At 49.6% G+C, this 22,085-nt stretch carries 14 protein-coding genes; 8 read left to right on the top strand and 6 right to left on the bottom strand.

The genetic code is table 11. From position 1 onward, the window contains the following. The first annotated feature begins 83 nt into the window (after positions 1–83). The 8 genes from BMW71_RS21975 (at position 84) to BMW71_RS21930 (ending at position 12,373) form a co-directional block, all read left to right on the top strand. The gene (locus BMW71_RS21975; RefSeq protein ID WP_092178685.1) at positions 84–806 is read left to right on the top strand and encodes a DUF459 domain-containing protein; all 723 of its coding nucleotides are present in this window, start codon (positions 84–86) and stop codon (positions 804–806) included. Between the two features lie 38 nt (positions 807–844). Continuing rightward, the gene (locus tag BMW71_RS21970) at positions 845–2,245 is read left to right on the top strand and encodes an alpha-L-fucosidase (protein ID WP_092178684.1); all 1,401 of its coding nucleotides are present in this window, start codon (positions 845–847) and stop codon (positions 2,243–2,245) included. Further along, positions 2,246–3,709, top strand: coding sequence for a sulfatase (locus BMW71_RS21965; RefSeq protein ID WP_092178683.1), 1,464 nt, complete (start codon positions 2,246–2,248; stop codon positions 3,707–3,709). Continuing rightward, positions 3,706–6,003: a glycosyl hydrolase family 95 catalytic domain-containing protein gene (locus BMW71_RS21960; protein ID WP_244891277.1), complete on the top strand. Its 2,298-nt coding sequence runs from the start codon at positions 3,706–3,708 to the stop codon at positions 6,001–6,003. Before BMW71_RS21965 ends, BMW71_RS21960 begins: the two co-directional genes overlap by 4 nt. Before the next feature lie 16 nt (positions 6,004–6,019). Further along, positions 6,020–8,740 (top strand): sialate O-acetylesterase, encoded by a 2,721-nt coding sequence (locus BMW71_RS21955; protein WP_218145620.1) that lies wholly within the window; start codon positions 6,020–6,022, stop codon positions 8,738–8,740. Between the two features lie 731 nt (positions 8,741–9,471). Continuing rightward, positions 9,472–9,981, top strand: a complete 510-nt coding sequence (locus BMW71_RS21950; RefSeq protein ID WP_218145619.1) for an ERCC4 domain-containing protein — start codon at positions 9,472–9,474, stop codon at positions 9,979–9,981. 451 nt (positions 9,982–10,432) lie between these two features. Beyond that, complete coding sequence (locus tag BMW71_RS21940; RefSeq protein ID WP_092178680.1) at positions 10,433–10,708, top strand: hypothetical protein; 276 nt, start codon at positions 10,433–10,435, stop codon at positions 10,706–10,708. Between the two features lie 495 nt (positions 10,709–11,203). Next, a complete protein-coding gene (locus BMW71_RS21930; RefSeq protein ID WP_092178678.1) occupies positions 11,204–12,373 on the top strand; it encodes a DUF4221 family protein in 1,170 nt (389 codons plus the stop codon). A gap of 86 nt (positions 12,374–12,459) precedes the next feature. Here the strand turns inward: BMW71_RS21930 and BMW71_RS21925 are convergent, their stop codons facing one another. The 6 genes from BMW71_RS21925 to BMW71_RS21895 all read right to left on the bottom strand — a co-directional run bounded on the left by BMW71_RS21925 (position 12,460) and on the right by BMW71_RS21895 (position 21,492). Further along, the gene (locus BMW71_RS21925; protein WP_092178677.1) at positions 12,460–13,110 is read right to left on the bottom strand and encodes a hypothetical protein; all 651 of its coding nucleotides are present in this window, start codon (positions 13,108–13,110) and stop codon (positions 12,460–12,462) included. A gap of 327 nt (positions 13,111–13,437) precedes the next feature. After that, positions 13,438–13,995 carry a Uma2 family endonuclease gene (locus BMW71_RS21915; protein ID WP_092178675.1) on the bottom strand — a complete coding sequence of 186 codons (558 nt, stop codon included), beginning with the start codon at positions 13,993–13,995 and terminating at the stop codon, positions 13,438–13,440. 171 nt (positions 13,996–14,166) lie between these two features. Beyond that, positions 14,167–17,133 carry a glycosyl hydrolase gene (locus BMW71_RS21910; RefSeq protein ID WP_177179733.1) on the bottom strand — a complete coding sequence of 989 codons (2,967 nt, stop codon included), beginning with the start codon at positions 17,131–17,133 and terminating at the stop codon, positions 14,167–14,169. 32 nt (positions 17,134–17,165) lie between these two features. Further along, entirely contained in the window at positions 17,166–18,695 is a 1,530-nt protein-coding gene (locus tag BMW71_RS21905; RefSeq protein WP_177179732.1) for a sulfatase family protein, read from the bottom strand. 28 nt (positions 18,696–18,723) lie between these two features. Continuing rightward, positions 18,724–20,217, bottom strand: a complete 1,494-nt coding sequence (locus BMW71_RS21900; protein ID WP_092178672.1) for an L-fucose/L-arabinose isomerase family protein — start codon at positions 20,215–20,217, stop codon at positions 18,724–18,726. Positions 20,218–20,244: 27 nt separating this feature from the next. Further along, positions 20,245–21,492: an MFS transporter gene (locus BMW71_RS21895; RefSeq protein ID WP_092178671.1), complete on the bottom strand. Its 1,248-nt coding sequence runs from the start codon at positions 21,490–21,492 to the stop codon at positions 20,245–20,247. Between the last annotated feature and the right edge of the window lie 593 nt (positions 21,493–22,085).

Genomic DNA, 22,085 nt, shown 5'->3' with positions numbered 1-22,085 from the left:
ATGCATCCCATTGACCGAATATATAGAAAAAGTAGACGCTTGAAATCGTGCCTGCCCAAGGCGGCCAAAAAATGTAGAACCCTATGAAGAAAAACCTCAACTACCGCATACCCCTCCTGTTTGTTGGTGCCCTGCTGGTATTTTTGCTGGTTACCAGTGCCCATCTGACTGGTAGTAAACTAAAAGTGGCCTGTGTCGGAGACAGCATTACCTTTGGCGCCCGGCTGGATAACCCGGACAGCGATTCCTATCCCGCCCACTTGCAAAAGCTCCTGGGGGAAGGCTATGCCGTGGAAAATTATGGTGTGGGGAGTCTGACGCTGCTACGAAAAGGCATTCCCAGCGTCTGGAATGAACTTCCAAAAATCATGTCGGCCAACCCGAATATTGTCGTCATCAGCCTGGGCACCAACGATACCTGCGGCTATGGTACCTGTGGAGACCGTAAGTGCTGGGAGTACAAGGACGAATTCGAAAGCGATTACCGGGACCTAATTGATGAATTCGCCAAACTGCCCTCCGACCCGCAGATATTTTTATGCGCCCCTACCCCCATGGTCTTGGAAACCCCAGGCCTGGATGCCGAACGGGTAGCTGGCCTCCAAGCACGCAAACCCAGGCTTCAGGAGCTTATTGATACCATAAAGCGAGTGGCGGCCGAAAAAAACGTACATTTCATAGACCTCAACGAGCCCCTGGACCATCGGCCGGAACTGTTTACCGTAAGCGATGGGGTCCACCCAAATAAGGAGGGGTATGCGGCCGTTGCGGCATTGGTAGCAAAACAACTCACAGCTAATAAATAAATCGAATGATGCCATTTATACCTCTATTTATTAAACCAATGATTCACAGGGTACTTTTGTCTCTGGGTTTGTTCCTTTGCATTTATATGAATACAGCGGCACAGCAGCCGATCCCCATCCCTACACCCGCCCAATTGCAATGGCAGCAAGCCGAACTCGCTGCGTTGGTTTGCTGGGACCTGCATGTCTTTGATGGTGAATTTTATGTTCAGCCCAAAGCACGGATCACCCCTGTCGAAGATTACAATGCATTCAACCCAGAAAAATACGACATGGATCAGTGGATCCGCTCGCTAAAAGACGCCGGATTCAAAATCGCCATTTTTACCGTAAGCCATGAGACCGGTTTTTTCTTTCACCAAAGCAACGCTACCCCCTATTCCATGAAGGCCGTGAAATGGCAGGATGGGCAGGGAGACATTCTTCGGGATTTCAAAGTAGCTTGTGAAAAATACGATATACTCCCGGCCGTCTATATCGGTACACGCTGGAATGCCTTTTATGGCGTGTATGACTTTAAGGTGCAGGGAGACAATGAATTTGCCCGCAATCGACAGCAGCACTACAACCAAATGATTGAAGAGATCGTGGAAGAAATCTTCACCAATTACGGCGACTGGGCAATGGTCTGGTTTGACGGAGGCGCCCACGGGCCCGAACAAGGAGGGCCGGATGTACTTTCCATTTTCGAACAACACCAGCCTAACAGTATTTTTTACCACAACCTCCAACGGGCGGATATCCGCTGGGGTGGCAGCGAAACGGGTACCGTACCCTATCCCAGTTGGGGAACCTTCCCCTACCCGGCAATTGGTGCCGGTGAAAGTGCCCGAAAGGAAATCGGCGCCAATAACTTTCAGCTCTTAAAAACCGGCGACCCAAACGGCGCCTATTACATGCCCGCCATGAGCGACGCGCCGCTTCGCGGAAGTGGCGGACACGACTGGTTTTGGGAACCCAACCGGGCACATATAATTTATCCGCTTGAAAACCTCGTGGACATGTACTACCAATCCGTTGGACACAATTCCACCTTAATTCTGGGTGTGACGCCCAATCCCGATGGCCTGATGCCGGATCCGGACGTAAAACGGCTGAAAGAATTTGGCGATGAAATCAACCGCCGTTTTTCCAATCCGCTCGCACGAATCTCGGGCACGGGAAATACCGTTTCCCTGGTGCTGGACAGCGCGCAGCGTATCGACCAGATCGTATTACAGGAAGACATTGCATACGGCGAACGAGTACGGGAATTTATTTTGGAAGCCGAAATCGACGGAAAATGGACCGTCGTTTACACCGGTTCCTCCATCGGTCACAAGCACATCGTGAAAATCGATCCGGTGCGTACGGGTAAAATCCGGTTCGTATCCCAGTCATCCATTGGTGAACCCCAATTAAAAGCCCTATCCGTATATAAAATTGATCCCCTGCGCTAAATGACTAATTCTTTACGACAATTCTTCTTCTTTTTGTTTCTGCTTCCCCTTGTAAGCCAGGCGCAGCCCCGGGAAGAAAAGCCCCCAAACATCTTATTTATTCTGGTAGATGATTTGGGATATCACGACTTGGGATTTACTGGAAGCAGCTTTTACGAAACCCCCAATATTGATAAGCTGGCTTCGGAGGGCATGGTATTTACCAACGCGTATGCAGCTAGCCCAGTATGTTCCCCTTCCAGAGCGGCCATCATGACGGGAAAATACCCCGCAAGGTTGGATCTGACCGATTACATTCCCGGTAACCGGCATTATGGGCCCCATCCGGACCAAAAACTGGCATCCCATCCCTTTAAACTATTTCTTGATCCCGAAGAGACTACCCTAGCGGAAGCCTTTAAATCCAATGGATATGCCACCTTTTTTGCGGGAAAATGGCATTTGGGAGAAAAGGAAATGCATTATCCGGAAAATCATGGGTTTGAGGTAAAAGTGGGTGGCAATGCTACGGGTCACCCTGCCGGAGGGTATTTTTCACCCTATGCAAACCCTCAATTGCCCGATGGGCCGGAAGGAGAGTACCTTACCGATCGCCTTACGGAAGAAACGATTCAGTTTATTACCAAAAAAAGGGAAAAGCCTTTTTTTGCCCTCCTCTCCTATTATACCGTTCATCTGCCTTTGCAAGGGAAGGAAGAAAAAGTAAGAAAATACAAGGAAAAGCGTCGCAAAATCGTATCTGACGGAGCATCTTTTGATCAGCAAGGCAAAACCTATTTTAAAAATAGTCAGGATGTACCCACCTATGCCGCCATGGTGGAAAGTTTAGATGATAACATCGGACGTCTGATGAGGGCACTGGCAGAAAAGGGCCTCGCGGAAAATACCTTGGTCGTTTTCACATCGGACAATGGTGGTATGGCCAGCAGCAACCTTGCCGAACAAATCCCCACCTCAAATGCACCCCTGAGGACGGGAAAGGGCTATTTGTATGAAGGGGGTATCCGTGTTCCGCTAGTTTTCCGCTGGGCCGAAAACATCGAGCCGGGCAGCAGCTGTGCGTACCCGGTAACTGGAACCGATTTTTATCCCACCGTTCTGGACATGGCAGGTCTGCAAACCCTGCCCGACCAACACCAGGATGGGATCAGCTTGAAACCCCTGCTAGCTGGTGAAAAATTGGACAAGAGACCCTTGTTTTGGTATTTCCCCCATTACAGCGGGGGCTTGGGTGGACGGCCTTCGGCAGCCATCCGGGAGGGCACGTATAAACTAGTTTACTTTTTTGAAAGCAACCAATCGGAGTTATACGATCTGGAAACCGATCGAGCCGAAACATCCGACCTGAGCGCATCTCTTCCGAAAATACGTAATCGATTACATAAAAAACTGCACCGCTGGATGGGGGAAATGAACGTACACCTGCCGTACCCCAACCCATTCTATCAACCAGATAACTTATGAAATTCAACCAACGCGTTAACGTTACCTGTACCCTATTCTGCTTGCTTTCGGTAGCCGGCTGCCAGCAAAAAGTAGCCGATCAAATGCCCCGCTATTACATGGAACGAAGCTTCCCGGATCTGGCAAAGACCTGGGACGAAGGCATACCCCTAGGCAATGCCATGCTGGGCGCGCTGGTCTGGGAGAAAGACGGTAAACTGCGGTTTTCACTGGACCGGGCTGATCTTTGGGATCTGAGAGCCATGGAAAACCTGGACTTTGAAACCTACGATTTCAACTGGGTGAAAAAGCAATGGGAAGCCAATGCCTACGGAGCTGTGCAACGGCAATTTGATGTCCCCTACGATACCCTTTCCGGCCCCTCCAAAATCCCCGGTGCGGCACTTGAGTTTGCTATTGCTGAATTAGGTGTGGTGGAATCCGTTACCCTGGACCTGCAAGCAGCGACTTGTGTGATCCAGTGGCAAAATGGCACCGTATTGCGCACCTTTGTGCACGCCACGGAACCCATAGGCTGGTACCGTTTCGAAAACCTACAAACACCCCTACAGCCGATAATCGTCCCTCCTCCCTATGTGGGAGAAGGTGCCGCAGGGGTGGACAATCCCGTCAGCGGGCAGGACTTACGCCGACTGGGGTATCCCCCAGGCAAGGTTTCGCAGGGAGACAACAGCCTCACGTACGAGCAGGAGGGCTGGGACGGATTCCGGTTTCAAGTCAATACAAGGTGGGTAGAAGCCGGAAATCAGCTGGAAGGCTCCTGGAGTATCAGTTCTGCTAAGAAAGATAGCGAACCAAGTGATACTGCGGCCCAATTTACAGAAACCGCGCTTAACGAGGGAATGGACACACACCAGAAAACGCATCATGCCTGGTGGGATACCCACTGGAAGGCTTCCTCCATTACCCTTCCCGATACGCTTTTGCAGCAGCAATATTACATGGATATGTACAAATTGGGCGCTGCAGCCAGGCAAGGAGCCCCTCCCATTTCCCTGCAGAGTGTTTGGACCGCGGACAATGGCAAATTGCCTCCCTGGAAAGGGGATTTCCACCACGACCTCAATACCCAATTAAGCTACTGGCCTACCTATGCAGGCAACCACCTGAAGCTGGAGCAAGGCTTTATCGACTGGCTCAATCAACATCAACCCACCTTTGAAAAATACACCCGGGAATATTTTGGAACGAATGGATTGAACGTTCCCGGAGTGACCACGCTAGAGGGTGACCCCATGGGAGGTTGGATACAATATGCGTTTGGCCCCACCGTAAGTGCCTGGTTGGGGCACCACTTTTACCTGCATTGGCGGTATTCGATGGACCGGGATTTCCTGGAACGGGAGGCATATCCCTGGATAGGGGAAGTTGCCGTTTATTTGAAGGAACTTTCCATTGTGGATGAAGGTGGAAAAAGAAAACTTCCCCTGTCTTCCAGCCCAGAAATCCATAACAACGATGCCCGGGCCTGGTACAATCAAACGACCAATTACGACCTGGCCCTGGTCCGTTGGACCTATACCATTGCCGCCGAACTGGCGAAAGAACTTGGCTACACGGAGGAAGCGGTGGAATGGGCGAATACCTTAGCGGAATGGCCGGGGTATGCCACCGACGAGACGGGGCTGATGATAGCGCCTGGCCACCCGCTACAGGAATCACACCGACATTTATCGCAGGTAATGGCGATTCATCCCCTAAGCCTAATCGATCCATCCCATGGGGAAAAAGACCAGAAAATCATCAAAAATACCCTTTCTCATCTGGATGAACTGGGATCATCCAACTGGACCGGCTATTCCTTTGCCTGGCTGGGAAACCTTAAGGCAAGGGCGGGAGATGGAGAGGGAGCCGCCATGGCCTTACGGGATTTTGCTTCCTCCTTTGTATTGCCCAATAGCTTCCACGTAAATGGAGACCAATCGGGAACGGGTAAGTCAAGCTTTACCTACCGCCCTTTTACCCTCGAAGGAAATTTTGCCTTTGCTGCGGGGATTCAAGAAATGCTGATACAAAGTCACACTGGCGTGGTAAAGCTGTTTCCAGCCATTCCTGCAGACTGGCAAGACGTTTCTTTTAAAACCCTGCGGACCCAAGGTGCATTCCTTGTTTCTGCAACTAGAGAGAATGGAAAAGTGGACAACCTGGAGATTATCTCTGAAAAGGGAGGAGAAATAATTTTTGAAAATCCGTTTGATGAAGATCAATTTTCATCTGATAAAGAATATATAAAGGATGGTCTGAATATAAAACTTACTTTAGCTGAAGGAGAGAAAGTAGTTTTTAACCGTTAAAAAGAGAGGCATTAGCATGAAGTGTTTCAGCGCAATCACCGGTATTTTCCTGCATCTTCTGGTTTTGCCGCCAATCGATGCACCTGCACAGCAGGCCCTGGATCTTTTTATCTGGGCCGGCCAGTCAAATGCGCAAGGATGGATGGGAGATGCTTCCAGCTACCCGGAAGCGGGACAGGAATTGGATGAATCGATTCGCTTACACTGGACATTTGTGGATCATCACAGTTCCGGGGGGAAGTGGGTTCCCCTGCAAGCCCAGGCTGGAAGATTCCCCAAAGGCCATTTCGGGCCGGAGGTACGTTTTGCTCGTGAACTCAAAAAACTGGGCTACAACCCTGCCATTTTCAAGTACACAAAGGGCGCTACCGGCCTTGCGCGGGACTGGAAATCTCCCGGTGAAGGCGGTATCTACGATCGCATGACCCTGAGTCTCGATTCGGCCATCCGGCAACTCGAAGAAACGGGATTTAAGGTAACGGTACATGGGTTTATCTGGATTCAGGGGGAAAGCGACGCCGGGGAGGAAGGTACAGCCCAGGCCTATTCTTCCAACCTGAAGCAGCTGATCGGCGACTTGCGTCAGAACGTCGTCCATGTACCCGATCTGAAAATCATACTGGGCGTGGACGAACAGCATCCCTTCGTAAAAGAACGGCCGGTGGTGGTAGAAGCCCAAAAACGATTAGCCGCAGATGATGCAACGATTGCCTTTACCAGCATGCTGGGCCTTCCAAAAGCAGATGCCACGCACCTTACTCCCGAAGGATTGGTGGGACATGGAAAACGAGTTTTTGACGCGTATCTATCGCTCCTTTCCGAAAATGAAAAATCACAACTCACAACTTTTCCGGGAGAAAAAACGGAATGGAATGGATTTATGCGGTATACCTTTCGATTCGAAGGCAGGGATGCCCATGTCACCCTACCGGAAGAACCCCTTCGAGGCAATCCCTGGGTGTGGCGGGCACGCTTTCCGGGCTGGCACACGGAGATGGATCAATTACTGCTTTCCGAAGGCTTTCATTTGGCCTATGTTAACACGGACGACATGTATGGCAGTCCCACTGCGGTAGCGGTTTGGGACCGTTTCTACCAGTTTCTGACCACCGAATGGAAGCTCCATCCGAAGGTTTCGCTGGAAGGGGTGAGTCGTGGAGGCTTATTCATTTACAACTGGGCAAAGCGCAACCCGGAAAAGGTGAATTCCCTGTACGCTGAAGCTCCGGTAAGCGATTTTAATAGCTGGCCCGGCGGTTTTGGTGGAGGCAAAGGCAGCCAGGTGGATTGGGAACGGCTAAAAACCGCCTATGGATTTACTTCGGACGAAGAAGCCCTGGCATACGCAGATCATCCGGTGGATAACCTTGAAGCCCTGGCAGCGGCAAAGGTACCCATTATGCACATGATTGGATTAAACGACCAGGTGGTTCCGCCGGAGGAAAACACCTTTGTCCTGGTTGATCGCTACATCAAACTCGGTGGTCCTGCAACGGTCGTTCCCTGTACCGAAGGAACGCAGGCGTTATTCGGGCATCATTTCCCCATTGAAACACCCCGACTAGGTGCCGATTTTATTAGGTACCATACGGCATTACCCCAACCGTTGCTCAATGCTGAAAGCTACCACAGGCAGCGGCAGGGTATCCGAAAAAGCCTTTTAACGTTCCAGCGAAATAAAACGGGCCGGGTTGCTTTCCTCGGCGGTTCCATTACGTACAACGATGGCTGGCGTGACAGCATTTCCAATTACCTTCAAAAGCGTTTCCCGGATACCGAATTCCAATTTATCAATGCGGGTATCCCTTCCATGGGATCCACTCCCGCTGCTTTCCGGCTGCAACGCGATGTTCTGGGTGCTGGTTCGGTCGACCTGCTGTTTGCGGAGGCTGCGGTAAACGACGCATCGAACGGCAGAAGCGCTCAGGAACAGGTCAGGGCAATGGAAGGAATAATCCGGCAGGTCCGCCGGAAGGATGCCTACACCGATATCGTCCTCATGCATTTTGTGGATCCGCCAAAGATGGAACGCTACCGTCGGGGACAAGTGCCGGAAGTGATTGAACATCACGAAAAAGTAGCCGATCACTACAGTATTCCGAGCATTCACCTAGCGCGAGAAGTGACCGAACGCATCGATGCGGGAGAATTTTCCTGGGAAGACGATTTTAAAGATCTTCATCCTTCACCTTTTGGGCAGGGGGTGTATTTTCGCTCCATAAAAACGTTTCTCGAAAACGCCTGGGACGAAACAGGCGCCGAAGACGACGGGCTCGAAGGCTACCTTTTGCCCCAACCGCTCGACCCGGCGAATTACGATAATGGAGTACTGATTGAGCCCGGCAGGGCCCGTATACGCCACGGCTGGAAGCTCCTTCCTTCCTGGACTCCGGATGATAATGCCGGCACGCGGGCCAATTATACGGAGGTCCCCATGCTTGTTACCCAGCAGGAGGGTGCTGTACTGGAATTTGACTTTAGCGGAAATGCGGTTGGCATCGCTGTCGCAGCTGGACCTGATGCAGGCATGATCGAATACAGAATCGATAACAGTGACTGGCAAACGCAGGACCTTTTCACCCAATGGAGCTCAAGCCTACACCTACCCTGGTATTATACCCTGGCGGCCGGATTGACGGACGGTGCGCACGTGCTGCAACTAAGAACGGTCGGGGAGAGGAACCCAAAAAGTAGCGGAAATGCCTGCCGGATACGGTATTTCTATGTTAACCAATAACCCTGGTACAAAAAGCTAAGGAAACGAATGGCACGACTACTTGCATACTGCGTGCAACGGGCGGTATTCCAAGAATAATATCGCTTAAATAATTGATTAACAAATGGTTACTATCCCTAAAAAAGAGAAAAAGAAACAAGGCAATGCGGATAAGCTATAGGTCCCCAGCGGCTGAAAAACGGCGCAATTTCAACTTTCTTGCCGGAGGCGAAAACAAATGAGGGAGGAAATGTCCGATTCCTATCATTCCGCCGATACAAGTACAGGGAGTTTTGAGCAAATTCATCAGCTTCTACAGCACCTGGAATCCTTTCAGTATAAATTTTGATTTTTTAATTTGGATGTTTTAGAAATATCCCGTTCCTACCCAAAAATCAATCGCCTTCTAAAAAACACCTTCCGGATCCGAAAAGAACAAATGGCTGAAATGCTCAAACAGGCCATTGCCGATGGTTTTTTTTAAAAAAGTAGGGAGAAAACATCGGACAGCTCCTTTTGTCCATCCGGATTATCATTACCTTCTGGCTTTCGCAGGAAGAATTGCTTTCGGATTCCAGCTCCAAAAATAGGAACAGTGGTATGGCCGGCCATATCTGGCAGTTGCTGATGCGCTATATGACTGAAAAAGGAAACAGACTGTATAACGAGCTTGTCTGAGATGCGGGGATTTATTCACTGAGTTAAATCAAGGATTGCAGCCATTCCCTAAAATTTGTACATTCAGGAAGTGAATGACTGATTTTTCTATGTCCAGGCTACTGAAATCCTCTCTTTATTTTCCTTTGCAGTTCAGCATAGATGCACCTGAACCAACCGCAATAGAGGAGCTCTTCCGGATAAAGGGAAATAGGATCATCCACCGCCAGACGTTGTTGGCAGGTAACTATCTTTTTGACGGGGATTTACTGGTAGAGAGGAAAACCATCCCTGATTTCTGCAAATCCATAAAAGATGGACGAATGTTCCATCAGTGCGAAAACCAAGCCACAATTCCGTACCTGCCTGTCCCATGCTGGAAGGAAAAAACTACCGACATCCTGGGGGGCATGTTGCAACGTTTCACACAAGCTACCAAAGAAGGTTTATTCCTGTCCCCTACGTTCAAACAAAAGGGGCAGCCCTTGCTCGAACAAAGAAATCACCTTCCGGCAGATTTCCCTGGAATAGGAGTTAATCGAGCTGAAAGGCTGTTGATAAATTTCGTCGATCTTCGTACGGAGTGCAAGGCTGGAGCAGAGTAAACCAGCAGGTGCCCGAGTTAGGGGAACGTACCATCGGGCGGTCAATTGAATTTTTAAAGAGTTAGGTAATAGAACGAAAGGCGCTACACAAGTTCCGATCAGAAGGTATTCCGTACCCTGTTTGTTCAAGGCTTTCTGGAAGGAGCTAACATCCCTCAGGTAGTATATCGTTTCTCCATGAAATGATGGTAGCTGTAGCCGAGAGCGAGCAAGTAAATGACAGAACCTGGAAGTAGCTGGTAACGTGCTCATCAAGCGCAGAATTGACTGCCTGATCAACAAGCGTTTTCCTATCCTTCGCCTCATTAATCTTGTAAAGCCGATTGATTAGCAAATCAACTAATCGAATCATGAGACCATTAGCAAATTAAACCATCCCCTATCCCATTTTTTACGTGGAAATTACTACGCGGAACAGTTTTTGCAATAATCTAATAAAAAATAAAGAAAAATGAATAATAGGGAAAAATTAGAAAAAATGGATCGGGCTATAAGGATGCTGGAAGACCTTAAAAATAGCCAGGTTGCCATGGTAGAAAAGTCTTCAAAACTACAAATGGACGCGATGGAGTTCAATTTCTCGGAAATGGAAAAAAACATGGGAAATTTATTCTCCACCTTCAATGAGTCCTTGGACATAATAAATAAAGAATTGGAGCGCTTTGAGATAAAACGGAATAAATTCGAAATGAAACACGGATTGGATAAAGAAGAAGGCTTAGACTAGGCAACGAAAGCCTCCCTTCCCATGGCTTTTCCTGTTTTTATTACGGTGACTTTCGTTAGATACAGGGTAGAACCCATTCCTGAAACTTGAAAAGTCCAGGGGAAAAGATATTGTACTACGTCTTCAGCCGGTATTCCGTGTCTCCTCCCCTTGTTACTAAAAAAGCTTTTGTAAGAAGTTGGGTTGCTGGCAAAAAGATAGCGCATCAATGGTATAGCGGATCAGCCCAATCCAGCCCGGAGCCTGTTGTACTCCGGGCTGCAAACACCGGAGCGTAGGAGTCAATTCCAGCGGTGAACAACCAATCGGTTGGATTTTTATTATTTATTTAGTTATATTAACATCCTCCATATCAAACTACCAATCAACGAATACATGGGTCGTTAAATTAGATGGACCCGTTCTCTGCACATCAGGTGTGAAAACAGCTTTGGCAGTGCGGGTGATTGGAGAGAACCGGTATTCCTCAGCGCTTACTATGATAAGCCAGCCACCATGCCTATGCATCTTTTTGGTTTTGAAAAAATGAAGCCGCTGCTGATCGTTGCATGTCTTGCAACGGTTTTTTCTTGTAACGAAAAACCAACCGCTCAGCAGGCCAAACAAAGAAACCTATTGGAAAACTTCGCGTTTTCCATGGATACGCTGATGGTGGATACAGGAGCTGAGCTGATTGACTTTGGCATTCCATTTATCGGTGCAGCTTCTGCAGATGGCCGCTACTACCATATCCTCAATTACAAATCCCCAAAATTGCAACGAATACATTTGGATTCTTTAAAACTAATTAATTCATATTTTTTTGAAAAAGAAGGACCCAATAGTCCGGGACTTACCTTTAGTTTTCAGCCATTAGGCGAAGGACGGTTCTTTTTCCCAAGTTTCAGGCAGCCGGCCATTATCCACCAATCCGGAGAAATAGTAAGGTCCTGGGATTTGAAGATGGAAAAAATCATTGACGGGTTCCCCGTTGAATCCGCCTCTGTGACAAACCGGATCGTGTTTAATTCTTCTCTTGATCAATTGTATTCGCTACCCCTTAATTACGAAACCAAGGAATATTACCTTGCCGTACTGGATTCTCTGGGAGAACGAAAACGCATGGTGGCCCTCCCCGAATTCCAGAAAGCGAATCAATTTACCATCCACATAGGAGGAGGCGACGGTGGCGGCCTGAAGATTGAGTTGCCATTTTTACAGCATTTAAACGGAAAGGTACTCATTTCCTGTACCGTCGGAAACGGTATTTACATATATAATCCCATATTGGATTGCCTTGTTTACCGGAAATTCCCCCTTACTCTGGTACCCCTGGAAAAAACGGGAGTGGTTAAAAACAGGGTGCATAGCCCGGAGGAATTTGAGGAGGAAATAAAAAAACTGGCTACGCAAATCAGTTATTGGAACTTTATCTGGGATGAAAAATCCGGGCTGTATTTTCGGTTTGCAAGCAGGGTCCTGTCTCACAAAACGGAGTCTGCCGATGCTGAACTGGAAATCTTCCTGATGGCTTTCTCTGAGGAACTGGAACTTATCGGAGAGACAAGCGTCGAAGATCTTTCTTCCTTGCCAAAGGGTGGCTTTTTTAAGGGTGGAAAACTATGGAGTTATGTCAATGTAGCCGATGAATTGGGATTTGCCGTGATGGATTTCAGCTATCAATAGCTAATCAAATCGTAATCATTTACCTTTAGCTTGATGTGCCACAATGGCATGGGATTACGTTGCAAACATAGATTTTCTCCAAAATCCTACTTTTCCTCCAATGCGATAAGCACCATGCGGTAGTCCTCGCTATCGTAATACACATACAGCCGGTTGGCCTCAATTTCGTAGGAAACAGACTTCTCAAGACCCTCCGAGTAGGCAATATGGTGGCTTTCCTCCGGAAAAATAATGGTGCCGCCTTCTGGAAAATCCCAATAGGGCAAGCCAACTTCAAACCCAATCGCTCCCTGCTCATCATAAGAAAAACAGGAATGAAGTACCCCCAGATGGGTCCTGGTTTCCAGTTTAAACCTTCCCTGACATGCCTCAGCTTCCTCAGCCCATTCCTGATCCGTTAACTTCAGGTATAATGGAAAATCATATTCTTCCAGCCAATTATCGTATCCTTCCTGATAATGGGTAAGATGAGCCAATCTCGCCGTACAGGTATACAGGTAAAGATTGCCTGTTTCCAGATGTTCAAAACCAACAAACTCCCAATCGCCCATCAGCGGTAAGGGATCTCCCTCCTGATCCAACTCAAATCCGCATATCGGATAGGCGGGATCTTCGGTAGTCTCGTCCACTTCCGTAGACTCTTCCATTTCTTCCGGCTCTCCTGGTGAGGGGATATCCTCAGAACACGAAAACAAAAGCAGCAATAAGGCGAGAAAGGCGGTGTTTCTAATCATCATTTAACTAAAGAATGATTAGTAAAGGAGTTTAGTATACCGTCCCGTTACCATTAACTAGCTGTTCCAGGACCAATTTATCTCCCGAATCATCCACTTCAAAACGTTTCAGCGTCTACCCAAATACAGGGATCACTCAACCGTATGGAATCTATGGGAATATCTTCCCTGATTTCCGGCAGGCGGTTTTGGGCAAAGGCAAGAGGCCGCAGGGCCAGCACAAAAAGGAATACGGCGAATACCTGTTTCTTGCGGTTGGGTCGGTTAAATTGAAATGCAACGTAGCAAAAAGAAAATGCCGGATTGGCTTTCCAAAAAAAAGACACCAACCTAACGCAAAATAAGCACCTCGTTCACAGAAAGTGTTTGCTCCATCAGGGAAATTTCCTCGCCGGGCAGGTATCGTTGGATGCTGGCATAGGTTCCTTTTTTCGGATTCGTATGGACATCAATCCAATTGTTGCCCAGATCGATCATCCAGTATTCTAAAATGCCGTGTGAGGCATAGAGGGGCAACTTTACTTCCCTATCAAAACGAATAGACGCATCGGACACTTCGATGATTGCCAGCACATCGGCAGGGGCCGGATGCGCGGAGGCATAATAGTCCGTCCGATAGTTTAATAGGGAAATTTCCGGTTCGGGCTCATTCCTGTCATCGATTTGAACTGGATTTTGAACGCCGACGACTGCCTTATTTTTGAACAGCTCATTCAACAGGCTAGCCAATTTATTGACGATGCTTGCGTGTTTACTTCCAATGGGGCTCATCTCGTATATTACACCGTGTATCAGTTCCAAACGGTCATCCGGCTTTAAAATGCCCATCTCCCCCATTTGGTGGTACTCCTCTACATTGATCAACCGCTTTACGACTTCAGTTGCCATACTATTTCGCTTATTCTGTGTTAAAGATAGTCAATTTCCGATTTAAATACCAGTGGGTTTAATAAGGTAAGAAGACGAGATTTTCGAACCATACATTCGCGTAAACTGCCGGATTTGCTCGTAAACTTGGTGAGGTCTAATCAGCTGATTTCTTCTTAAGAATCCGGCCAATCAGGGCAAGGGCACCGGTACCAGGGTACGAAGCGTAACGGGCCCAAACAATCCGGACGGAATCAAGGGTACTTCCGCCCAGGGTACCCGAATATGGCTGATCCCATGAATATTGGTTTCCTCAATATGGGTTTGGGTGTAGTTTTCTCCGGCCAATGCGTCTCCCGTAATCCGGTTGGACCAGGTATTGGCCACTTCTATCCGCAAGCTATTGATCCCGGGACGGAGCAGGTCGGTCACATCAAAGCGGTGCGGCTTGGCCCAGGTAATGCCCAGCGGCTTATCGTTTAGCCAGACTTCCGCCACATGCGAAAGATCGCCCAGATTCAGGTAGGTTTTGGCACCGGCATGATCAGAAGGATGCAGGGCATGTACAAATTGCTTTTCATATCGGGCTGTTCCGGAAAAATACTTAATGCCCTCCACATCCGATGCTGTCCAGGATGTCAGTTTGGGAAAAATCGCCTTTTCCGGAGCTCCCCAGCCTTCGGGAAAAAAAACCTCCCAAGACCCGTTCAGCACGGTTTGCCGGAGGCTGTTGTGAATTTCACGCGCCCCCTCGGCATCTTGTAAAAAGAAAATCCCCTCTTCCCAGATCGCAAGGCCTTCCTTCAAGAAATCCATTTTCGGTGGATGAACACCCGCTCCCAAGACCTGCGCAAAATGGTCTCGCTCGCTTCCCGGCCGGAATGCAACGAATTTACTTTCGTAGGGAGCCAATGTCAGCGGCAAAACGATGCCTTGCTCCGTTTGTTCGTAGACGCTTGCCGCGATTACCTGCCCCGACACCGGATCCCAGATTTCGGGCACCTTCCCCTGTTGGCGAAAGGTCAGGCTGCGGGAAACCCATTCTTCCCGGGTATTGACCACAAAATAGAAAGCCAGGCCACCCTTTTGGTAATGGGTATAATCAAGCGTATAGAACGCCTTGTCTTCATAATCAAGGTCTGGTGCAAGTTCCAGTGCCTCCAATATTTCAGCAGGGCTTGCATCACGATATATAGCCGCCTCTCCTGTTTTGAAATCTTTTGCATTGAACGGTTGCCATAAATCATCCAGCCATCCCTCCATTTCTGGCATACCGGGTTTCACTTTCCGTTGGGCGATCCGGGTGGGTTTCGGCCCCATGATCACTGCGCCTTTTTCTGCCATATCTTTCAATTTAAGCAGGACTTCCGGATGAATTTCGTGCTCCTCCGCCAGGGCCAATACCCTGAATCTGGCCCCATTTCTGGGGTTAACGATCTCCCCGTTCTGTACCTCCAGCCCTAGGAGAATTTCCGTATTGACCAGTTCATAATCGTAACCTGCGCCCGGGGAGAACCTACCCCGTTTATGACCACCATAATTAGGAATGGTATCCCCATAATAATATAGAAAATCGGCCTGAAAATCCGCTTCCTGGAAGATGTAGGAAACACGGGCCAGGTATTCGTTAAAAGGCCGGATCTTGGGCCACCATACCCGTTTGTCATTGTAATGGGTACCGGCGTGGTAGACGATTCCTGGAACGCCCGTCCCTTGCGGGTTATGGGTAGACCCATGCACCACCACCTTGTTCATGCCCTCCGCAAAGGCCCGGTCTCCGATCGGTTTCATTTCAAAAGGCCCCTCCTGCCAGTGCTGAAAAGAGGTGAACGCTTCCATTTCAACTCTTCCAACACCATACATGTGCGCCGCCGAAGAGACTTCTTTCACCACCCGCAAGATATCCATTCCGTCTTCATTGTACCGGCCGTGATTGATCCAGAATTCACCCCTTGGGATATCCAGCCCCTTGCCCAAGGCTTTTAAGGGTTCCACGGGAACATTGTGCAGGGGAAGACCGGGTCCACCAGCCTCACTGTTGTTTTTGAGGCCGTGGGCATTGCAGACTTCTTTGGATTTCATGTAAAAATTTTGGATCATCAGTTCGGACAAGGTGCGCTGAAAATCAGCCCGGAAATTGGCTGTTGTTTCGGATGAAAATTCTGCTTCTTCAAATAGGATGGGCAGTAGTTTTTTGACCTCATATCCGTTGATCGCCTTGAATTTCTCCGGTAGCGTGGGTGTCCAGGTGAAACCCCTCGCCTCATAACTGGCCATGTAAAGGCTTTTTAGGGCCGTTTGCCGCAGGTCCCCCAACACCGATTGCAACCGGTCGATGATGTAATTGAAATGAAAGGACGTGGCCTCCGCGTCGTAATGGTCCACAATGGGGCCGGCAGAATATTTACTGGGCAAGATCAGGTTTTCGCCCGAATTGGAGCAGACGTATCGTACAATTCTCCAGTCTCCTTCCGGAGCCTCCCAATCCAGTAGCTCCGTTTCCGGATCGAAAAATTCGGAAATATCCCGGATTTGGCTGGTATCGGCCAGGCTATTGCCGGGGAATTCAGGAATCGCCAGCATGGCGATCTCCTTCGCATAAACCGGTTTTCCATCCGCCCCAAATTCTATCATTCGCTTTCTTCCTCTTGGATCGGTTTCCGGTATTTCGGGAAAAGGAATGGTGACTTTTTGATTTTTCCCTCCAGTAAGGGTTACTTTCGATTGGTAGATGGATTTGGCGGCATGCTCCGGAGTAAGCCAGTTGCCTCCCGCATTCCAGCTACTGGCCGTATTCAAGCCTACCTGCAGCCCCAGCTTTCCCGCTTCCTCCACGGCAAATTGGATGGTTTTCAGGGACTCTTCCCCCAAAAATTCCGGGCCTGTTCCTACCAGAACGGTATCCCTGGAGCCGATTTCGAAGATGGTAAACCCCGATACCCCGGCTTCTTTGAATGCACGAATTTCTTCCTTTAACCGAAGGCTGTCTACGTGGCCACCCAGCCACCAATGGTAGACATGGGGACGGGCGGCAGCAGGCGGGTTTTGGAAGCCTCGCCGTACCGTTTCATATTCCGGGCTGTTTTGGCCAAAACCAGGCACGAGAATTCCGGCGAAAAAGCCGGCCAGGATAAGTAGGTCTTTGGTTTTTATATTCATGGTCTGAAGATTTTGTGGGGGGACATTTGGTACTAGGGGGCAAGGGAACCGTTTTCCGGCAATGGACGCCATTCCAGAAATGGATCGTTGTGCTCCCGGATCCATTCGGCCAATGCCCCTTTCAGCCGGTTTTTGACTGACAGGTAATTTACTGCATCGGCCAGATTCATCGTTTCGCCCGGATCTTCCCACAGATCAAACAATTGTTCGTTGCGTTCTCCCTGATTATACAGGTTATATTTAAAGCGCTTATCCCGAATCATTCGCGCATGCCTGCTGGAATCCAGTTTATCGTCGGCCAACTGCACCACCAAATAGTCCCGTAAATTCTTCCGGGGATCTTCCAAGATCGGCTTCAGGCTTTTACCGGTAAATTGGATATTTTTGCCGATACCGGCATAATCCAATAAGGTGGGTGCCAGGTCCATCCCGGATACCAACTGATCCCTGTTAATCGTTCCGGAGGGAATGTGCCCCTTCCAGCGGATAATAAAGGGCACCGTAGCTGCCTCTTCATATAAACTCAATTTGGCCGCCCAGCGGTGCGCAGCGGCACCATCGCCATGTTCGCTGGTCAGGACCACAATCGTATTGTCATCCAGACCTTTGTCTGTTAAAGCCCGCAGGATCTTCCCGATCTCTTTGTCCACCATCTCCGTAAACCGGTAATAATGGTACAGGTAGGCTCGCCAGTCTTCGGGGCTGTAGTCGCTGGTTAACAACAGCTCATCCCCATAATGGTCCATCAACCGCTTCTCATCCAGGAATTCAGGCTCATCTTCGGCAATTTCAAAGTTCGGAGGCAAGGGAGGGAGCGAGTCCAACTCATCGGCCCTGGCATAGTCCTCCGGTCTTCTGGGCACGTAACAGATGTCATGGGGATTGTGCAGGGAAACGGCTAGAAGGAAAGGGGCTTCTTCATTGTATGCACGTATATACTGCACTGCCGCATCTGCAATGGGACCATCCGTGTCTGCACCCAGGTCCCAGGCTTCATCCAGGGACTGAAAGGGAATCACCTGAAAACCGGCCACCGAATCCATTCCCGCTTTGGCGGGATAGGCTTGGGGAAGGTGCCATTTTCCTGCCCAGGCTGTCTGATATCCTGCTTCTTGAAAAAGATGGCCAATCGTGGGCAGGGAGGAATCAATATGGGTGGAATTCCAGACAACGCCCGTTTCGTGGGGCATCCGTCCGGTAATCAGGCTGCTTCTGGCGGGGCCGCATACCGGACTGGTACAGTACGATGCTGTAAAACAGGTACCTTCTGCTGCCAACTGATCCATCGCGGGTGTCGCCAAATGGGGATTACCCAGGTAACTGATGGCATCATTGGTTTGCTGATCGGTTAGGATAATCAGGATATTCGGGCTTGATTTTTCCTCCCCCTCTTTCTGGGAACAGCTCGAAAAAACCAGCAAGGCGGAAAACAGCGACAGCGGATAGGCCCATAAACGTACATTTCTCAAAAGATTATACAAATAGCCTTTGCTATATCCTACAGGACGAGGGTGCCGGCCCGAATTGGATTTCTTTTGGATCAGATTAAAAGCGGTTTTCATGGGCATTTGGTTTTGGATTGTACTGGGTTTACGATACCACCACCGATTCTATATGCAGGTAGTTGGCAATTTTCTGAATACTACCGGCATGGTGCCCAATGCCCAGCGCAAAATGGTGGGTAGGCCCTTCCTTGATCCATTTCGTAAGAAAGGTGCGCACATCCGGCTTAAAGAAACCCCGGGTATTGGTATTCCCGGTGGGAGGGATGGGGCCTTCCACCGATTCTCCTTCGGCGATTACAAATTTGAATTTTCCTTCGAAGGTCGAGCTTATGCTTAACATGGTAATGGGCCCTTCCTTGATCTTAAACTCCACGCCAGCACCAAAGCCGGGCTTGCCGTGGTATTTCTTTAAACTTCGCAAGACCGGCTTCCCCTGGGCGATGGAGATGTTGTGTGGGCCATCATGGCCCACCAGGATAAAGTTTTCGATGAAATCCACCGGATGAAACTCCGCAAAGCTTCCACCGATCCCCAAACGGTCCATGATAAATAGAGCCAAACAGGTCTTTAAATCCGATTCCCCACACATGGGAAAACCCGAGCTGGTGAGCAGGGAATTGCCCACGATCAGATTGGCCATTACTTGTTGGGTATCGCTTTCGGGCTCACCATTGTAGTAATAGGCCAGGCCGTCCAGTTTTTCGCTAGCCACAAATTTTTTTAAGGCCAGGGAAGCCCTCGCGGCCACTTGTAAATCGGCCGGTCGCAATTTTTCGGAAATGGGGTCGGACACCGGGTCCGGTGTATCAAAAAACGACAGGATGCGCTTTTCCTCCTGGCCTACCTCTGCCTCGCTCACTTGGTGGACATACTGGTGCACAAGTTGATTGGCCTCGCACTGCACCACGTGTACCCCAAAATGCGCCGTTAGCATAGTCGCATCGGTATGCATGTCGAGCATGGCCTCGATGGGATGCCCGATATGGCCGATTCGGGCATTTTTCAATCCATGCAGCACCCGGGCAATGCGGCAAAACTCCTCGATTTGCGCATCGGCTCCCGGGTCCTCGTGCAGCGTGCCGATGATGATCTCGGGCACTGGTTTGCCCATGCGCAGCGCTACGCCTGCAAATTCGGGCAGGGAGCACACATCGTCGTTGTACAGCTGCATGTAGGTAGAGGCCCGGCTGTAGTCCATGGCCTTGTCCGGTTGTAAGGCCACCAATACGATGGGCGTCTCGATAGTCTTGATGATCACGCCAAAGGTGCTGGAGGTAGCGTAGGTCAGCATGTCGCAAAAGATCAAATCCAGATTGGCCGCCTTGAGTTTGGGCACCAGGGCATAAGCGGCTTGGGCATCGTCTACCATGCCAAAATCAATGACCTCCACCGACAGGGGCGCAAGTTTATCGAGAAACACCCGTTGTTTTTCTAAGAGATCTTCCAACAAGCCTTCGAATTGGGGCCAGTACTTGACGTATCCCACCCCAAACACGCCGATCCGGGGCCTGGTTTCCTGTCTTCGTTCCCAGGGCTGCTGCTCCCCGGCTGGATTTTGTTCATTTGTGTGTTTTTCCATGTTTCTGCTCGGTGAAGTATTGGCGAATCACCCGGCACCTGCGCCTTTTGGCGGCTTGAATTCCAGCGCAGTAATCGAGGGTATTCGGATAAGCAATATACAAAAAGCCAGGGGATACATCAGCCCAGAAACCAACCACAAGGGACCGTAGGAATAATTTTGTGCCACCCAGCCAATAACCGGATTCAAGAGCATGCCGGAAATCGCCCCGGCCGTTCCCGACAGTCCCACCACCGTGGAGGTGGCCTGATTGCCAAACATATCCGCAATGGCCGTAATGTAGTTAGTGATCCAAAACCCGTGGGCCAGCATTACTAGCGACATAAGTAAAATGGCTACCTCCACCGAGGAAACGGTAGAAATAAAAGGCGCCACCAGGGTGACCGCAGCTGCAAAACCCATGACCCATTTTCTGGCGGCATTGATGCTCAGGTTTCGGGCAATAAGCTTATCCGAACACCAGCCGCCCAGCATGTTTGACAAGCCCAAGGCCAGAAAGGGGATCCAAAACAGTTCCCCGATCCGCTCGAAGGACAGTTCACGCTCCTGATTGAGGTATTTGGGTACCCAAAACATCAGAAAATAAAACACCGGGTCCAGCAAAAAGCGGATCAAAATAAATGCCCACACGGTCCTGTTTTTCAATAAGTCGACCATTGGAACCCGAATCGGCTTTTCCGTTAGGGGACGGCTCAGCTGACTCTGCGCATGCAGACTTTTTTTCCAGGGTTGGCCAAACCAGGCGACGACCCAGACCAGGCCAACCAGGCCCGGCAGGATAAAGGCCCAACGCCAGCCGTACTGCCCGGAAATCAGGATGGTCAGGGGAGGCGCTACAACGGCACCAATGGCCGCCCCACCAATGGCCACGCCGTTGGCCAGGGCCCGCTCCTTTTTCCCAAACCATTCGTACACGGTCTTCGCTGCTCCGGGAAAACAGCCTCCTTCCCCCATGCCCAGCAAAAACCGGAATCCCACCAACTGGTAAAAATTGCCCATAAGTCCATGCAGGGCACTGGCCACCGACCAGACGCCCACCGAGATGCCCAGACCTACCTTTCCTCCTACCTTGTCAATCAAGCGGCCGCCTACGGTAAACATCAGGGCATAGCTGACGAGAAAGCCCGTATTGACCCATCCGTACTGCACGTCCGAAATGGACAATTCCTCCTGAATCTTGAGGATGGTCATGGAGAGTACCTGCCTGTCAAGGAAATTCAAACCAGTGGCCAGGAAAACCAGGGCCAATACGTACCAGCGGATTTTTGGGCTCATTGTAGTCGGTGATGCTCAGGAGTTTCCAGCAATACTATCACCATAAATTCCGAAATACAAGTCATTGTATCGATTCTCCGCATCATTTTTTCTTCAACGCAGTTTCTACTCGGTTCGGCCGACAGCCCCACCGGCATTTCCCTGTTAACCTACCAGCAATTTAAGTGGACGAGGCTGTGTTGATCAGTGGATGAAAGCGGGTGTCTTTTTGGTTAGTACCAGCCAATCATATGGCCGCGATCCATTCATTCTCGGCTACTCACCGTCGACTACGGGAAAAATTCAAGGAACTGCTGCCGGTAGCCAACCACCCATTTATTCCTGCCAGAAGTGTACCGGGCTCCCTGCAGAAGATTCCAGGAAGCGTAAGGATGCCTACCATTGAAATTTTATTTGCAACCTTTTTTTTATTTCATTTTTTTATACGAATATATAGTACTAATTCAGACGGAACTACTGAAATCGGGTCTTTATCCCATTCCCTTATCCCAATGAAGTATACAAAACACCTTCCTTCCGAGCAACTTCGCCCCTATGTGGACTGCTTCTTTATTTGGGAAAGTGAAAAGGAGGAGAAAATACTGGCCCAAAGT

The organism is Cyclobacterium xiamenense (genome assembly GCF_900109255.1).
Lineage (GTDB): Bacteria > Bacteroidota > Bacteroidia > Cytophagales > Cyclobacteriaceae > Cyclobacterium > Cyclobacterium xiamenense.
Note: the sequence above shows the minus strand (reverse complement) of the source record. Positions and strands in the feature narration are given on the sequence as shown.